At 34.5% G+C, this 4,010-nt stretch carries 8 protein-coding genes and 1 pseudogene; 7 read left to right on the top strand and 2 right to left on the bottom strand.

Annotated elements, in window-relative coordinates:
- From AB1414_16965 to AB1414_16945, 5 genes and pseudogenes are all read left to right on the top strand, one after another.
- Window positions 1-147: ATP synthase F0 subunit C (locus tag AB1414_16965; protein MEW6609106.1), on the top strand; the 147-nt coding region annotated here is incomplete at its 5' end.
- Between the two features lie 80 nt (window positions 148-227).
- Window positions 228-434 carry a hypothetical protein gene (locus AB1414_16960; GenBank protein ID MEW6609105.1) on the top strand — a complete coding sequence of 69 codons (207 nt, stop codon included), beginning with the start codon at window positions 228-230 and terminating at the stop codon, window positions 432-434.
- Complete coding sequence (locus tag AB1414_16955) at window positions 397-780, top strand: hypothetical protein (protein ID MEW6609104.1); 384 nt, start codon at window positions 397-399, stop codon at window positions 778-780. Before AB1414_16960 ends, AB1414_16955 begins: the two co-directional genes overlap by 38 nt.
- A 125-nt stretch (window positions 781-905) precedes the next feature.
- Window positions 906-1,007 (top strand): annotated as a pseudogene (locus tag AB1414_16950) (GxxExxY protein).
- A 207-nt stretch (window positions 1,008-1,214) separates the two neighbouring features.
- On the top strand, window positions 1,215-2,651 hold the full coding sequence (locus tag AB1414_16945) for an ATPase domain-containing protein (protein ID MEW6609103.1): 1,437 nt from the start codon (window positions 1,215-1,217) through the stop codon (window positions 2,649-2,651).
- A 16-nt stretch (window positions 2,652-2,667) separates the two neighbouring features.
- Here AB1414_16945 and AB1414_16940 read toward each other — a convergent pair whose 3' ends face one another.
- Together AB1414_16940 and AB1414_16935 are read right to left on the bottom strand one after the other, a co-directional pair.
- Window positions 2,668-2,805 carry a hypothetical protein gene (locus tag AB1414_16940; protein ID MEW6609102.1) on the bottom strand — a complete coding sequence of 46 codons (138 nt, stop codon included), beginning with the start codon at window positions 2,803-2,805 and terminating at the stop codon, window positions 2,668-2,670.
- 12 nt (window positions 2,806-2,817) lie between these two features.
- A complete protein-coding gene (locus AB1414_16935; GenBank protein ID MEW6609101.1) occupies window positions 2,818-3,006 on the bottom strand; it encodes a DUF6722 family protein in 189 nt (62 codons plus the stop codon).
- Window positions 3,007-3,098: 92 nt separating this feature from the next.
- On the opposite strand from AB1414_16935, the gene AB1414_16930 reads away from it, so the two are divergent.
- Window positions 3,099-3,482: a GxxExxY protein gene (locus tag AB1414_16930; GenBank protein MEW6609100.1), complete on the top strand. Its 384-nt coding sequence runs from the start codon at window positions 3,099-3,101 to the stop codon at window positions 3,480-3,482.
- An 85-nt stretch (window positions 3,483-3,567) separates the two neighbouring features.
- Window positions 3,568-4,010, top strand: a 443-nt coding sequence (locus AB1414_16925) for a GAF domain-containing protein (GenBank protein ID MEW6609099.1), incomplete at its 3' end; no start/stop codon positions are given.

Below are 4,010 nucleotides of genomic sequence, written 5' to 3'. Positions count from 1 at the left end.
GCCAGACAACCAGAAGCATCTGGCAAGATTATGACTCTCTTAATCTTAGGATTAGCCTTTATAGAATCGTTAGTTCTATATGCACTGGTTATTGCCTTAATCATTATCTTTGGCAATCCAGCCCTGCGACATATTATTGGTAAATAGTGAATGGTGATTGGTAATTGGTGATTGGTAATTGGTGATTGGTAATTGGTGATTGGTAATTGGTGATTGGTAACTGGTGATTGGTAACCGGTAACTATTTAACCAGTTACCATTTAACCAGTTACCATTTAACCAATTACCATTTAACCAATTACCATTTAACCAATTACCATTTAACCAGTTACCATTTAACCAGTTACCATTTAACCAATTACCATTTAACCAATCACCAAAAAAGGAGGTGTATTAATGGAAAAGACAAGGGAAGAGGAGATTTTGACAGCTAAAAAGGAAGAGGTGGTAGATATCTATGAAGATTTGCTTAAGAAGGTGTGGGATAGGATTGTACTTACATTAGGAGCGGTTACAGTAGTAGCCCTGTGGCGTAGAGTAATCAAACGGACTGCTAAAAAATATACGATTCTTCAGTACTTAGATGTTACCACTGAGGGAATTCAGTTCCAAAAATTAAAATCCAGAATATCTGAGAAGGAAAAAAAGATTATCAAGGATGGGTTTGAGGAGTTGATATTGAATCTATTTGACCTATTAGCTGAATTGACTGGTGATATGATTGTTGATAAACTATTTAAGGATGAAGTTACAACCAGGCTGGAAAGTATCCCAGAATAGTAAAAGGTGCAAAATAAAAGATTACTATAACTCGATGTTCAAGTTTTTTAAAGGTATAAAGATTTAACCGCAAAGAGCGCAAAGGAAGATTTCGCAAAGGACGCAAAGGAAGGGAATAGGTCTATTTAACTTATTTAAAATTGTCAAATTGTAAATTAGGATTGCTTATAAATTTCAATGTATTAAGACTCAAGGAAGGAATTAAAAGGGTGGTGAACAACCTATAATCTTTGCGTTCTTTGCGATTAATTTCTTTGCGTTCTTTGCGGTTAAAAAAGGATAAGCCACTTAATCTTAAAAAAACTTGAATATCGAGTATAATAAAACAAGGAGAGTAAAAAGTAGAGAAAAAATATTGATAAAAAGTCAAACTAAAAATCTCTCTACTCTCTACTTGCTACTCGCTACTTTATAAAAAGGAGGAGGTAAAAAAAATGGATGAGTTAAAAAAGATACAATCAGGGATAGAGAACTTAGATGAGATTTTAGGCGGTGGCATACCTGACTTTTCAGTCAATATTATCACAGGTCCACCAGGTTCGGGTAAGACTATTCTTACTCAGCAGATAATGTTTAATAATGCTACTGAGGATGGTAAGTCGTTATGTTTTACTACTATTTCCGAGCCGGCATTAAAGATGATGCGTTATCAGCAGCATTTTGATTACTTCGATGTAGATAAAATAGGAAAGAGTGTCATATTCATTGATATTGGTGAGATATTCAGACAAAAGGGCTTGATGAAGTCAATGGAAACTATTGTTGAATATGTAGAAAAGAATATGCCTAAGGTAATTGTTATTGATTCATTTAAGGCTTTACACGAATTAGCTGAGACGCCTCATGAAGTAAGGGAATTTGGCTATGAGTTAGCAGTTAATCTAACTACATGGCAGGCTATATCCTTCTTAGTTGGTGAGTATACTGAAGATGAGATGGTGAAAGAACCAGTATTTGCTGTTGCTGATGGAGTTTTTAAATTATATACTGAAAAGCAAGGTATGCAAGATGTTAGATTTATCAATATCTCTAAAATGCGTGGAGTGAATTATTTTCGTGGAGACCATCCTTTTACTATCTCTAATGCGGGGATAAAGATTTATCCACGAATTAAAACACCTCTTTATCCACCAAGGTATGAAGTAACTAAAGAGCGGATTTCCACAGGGGTAAAGGAGATAGACAAGATGATGGGTGGTGGGTTACCTAAAGGGACATCTACATTAGTTGCAGGTGGTGCAGGAACAGGTAAAACACTTTTAGGACTTCACTTCATCACCGAAGGAATTGAGCAGGGTGAACCAGGGGTAATCGTATCGTTCCAGGAAAGTCCATCTCAATTATATGAAATTGCATCAGGATTTGGCTGGAATCTGGAAAAGATGGAGCGCGAAGGGAAGGTTAAACTACTTTATACCTCGCCTGTGGAGTTAAGTGTTGATGAACATACTGCTCATATTAAAGATGTAGTGGCACAGATTCAGGCTAAACGGGTAGTGATTGATTCACTTATGGACCTAGAGATTGCTACACCTAATAAGGTAAGGTATAAGGATTATGTCTATTCTGTGGTTAATTTCTTTAAGTCTAATGGCATAACCTCATTATTGACCAATGAGATTACCGAGTTGTTTGACCCTCTCAAAATAACTGAGTATGGTATTTCATTTATTGCGGATAATGTAGTTTTACTGCGGTATGTAGAATTAGAATCTCATGTCAGTAGAGCTTTAGCTATTTTAAAGGCAAGAGGAATTGAACACGATAAGTATATTCGGGAATTTAAAATTACCTCTAAAGGGCTTGAAATACTATCACCATTTACAGAATATGGAGGTATTCTTTCCGGAATGCCTGTCAGGCAAAGCTAAAATTCTTGATTATGAGTTAATGCTTTAGCATTTCATCTTTTGAGGATTGATGCTTCTCACGATAGTCCTGGTATAACGAAATGATAGCAAGAGGAACAACTACTATTGCTACGCCGATAAAAATAGTTAACATCGCTAATGCACTCTCAGACATTTTAGGCACCTCCTATTTATCAATGGTAATAGCTATTATGAAACATAAAAGAAAAATACATATTCCAATCAGAAAAGTAAGTAAATCAAATGCTCTATTAGAAATGAAACTACCTAACACTAACGCCGTAAGTATTAGTTTACTAATATCAAATAATGCCTTTGATAAATTTTCTCGTTGTTTCTTAGTCAATGGAATCATGAGTTTAATATACCATAAATTATAACATTCGTCAAGCAAATTCTCTTAGGACTCTGTTTCAGAAATAAGAAAGGAACCACAGATAAACACAGATGAACACAGATAATAAAAGGTTTAAGTATAAAGAAATCACCTATCAAATTTTAAATGCTGCCTTTGAGGTTCATAATATTCTTGGATGTGGATTTTTAGAGAAAGTTTATGAAAATTCAGTTGTTTGTGAGTTAAGATTAAAAGGGATGAAAGTTGAGGCTCAAAAGAAAATAGAGATATTCTATAAAGGAAAAGAAGTAGGAATATATGTAGCTGATTTGATAATAGAAGATAAAGTAATAGTAGAAGTAAAGGCAGTAGATGAGATAAGTAAGATTCATAAGGCTCAATTGTTAAATTATTTAAAAGCGACTGGATATGAAGTTGGACTTATTTTAAACTTTGCTAAGACTAAATTAGAATATGAGAGATTAGTTGTATAAATGATAAACACAGATAAAAAAATAAATCCGTGTTAATCTGTGTGCATCTGTGGTTTTATTGAATCAAATTCTCAGGAGGAAAAAAATGATACAGGAGAAAAGTAAATCTTATTTAGAAGAACTTTATAAAATCACGGAGTTGATGAGTTCTACATTTAATTTAGAAGAATTGTTAGAATTGATTATGGATTCAAGTATTAGAGTAACTAAGGCAGATGAAGGTTCTCTGATGCTTTTAGATGATAAAGAAGAAACTCTACAGATTAAGGTAGCAAGAGGTCTGCCAGAAGAGGCTAAGAAATCAGTCAGAATCAAAGTTGGCGAGCCAATTGCAGGCCTGGTAGCTAAAGAGGGAAAACCACTGCTTCTTACACACCAGACTATTAGACAAGACCCCAGATTTTCAGCCCTTCAGGAGAGAGGAGCTATTAAATCAGCTCTTTCTATCCCCTTAAAGACTAAGGATAAGGTCATTGGGGTACTTAATTTGAATGTCATTATTACTGAGGCTACTTTTACTAAAGAAGA

It is taken from the genome of bacterium (assembly GCA_040755795.1).
Classification (GTDB): domain Bacteria; phylum UBA9089; class CG2-30-40-21; order CG2-30-40-21; family SBAY01; genus JBFLXS01.
The sequence above is the reverse complement of the archived record's forward strand: the minus strand, read 5'-3'. Positions and strand labels throughout refer to the sequence as shown.

What these genes read in the sequence shown, in the direction of transcription:
- AB1414_16940 (MEW6609102.1), bottom strand. Translation starts at nt 2,805, where the DNA reads ATGTCTGAGAGTGCATTAGCGATGTTAACTATTTTTATCGGCGTAGCA.
- AB1414_16935 (MEW6609101.1), bottom strand. Translation starts at nt 3,006, where the DNA reads ATGATTCCATTGACTAAGAAACAACGAGAAAATTTATCAAAGGCATTA.
- AB1414_16955 (MEW6609104.1), top strand. Translation starts at nt 397, where the DNA reads ATGGAAAAGACAAGGGAAGAGGAGATTTTGACAGCTAAAAAGGAAGAG.
- AB1414_16945 (MEW6609103.1), top strand. Translation starts at nt 1,215, where the DNA reads ATGGATGAGTTAAAAAAGATACAATCAGGGATAGAGAACTTAGATGAG.
- AB1414_16930 (MEW6609100.1), top strand. Translation starts at nt 3,099, where the DNA reads ATGAACACAGATAATAAAAGGTTTAAGTATAAAGAAATCACCTATCAA.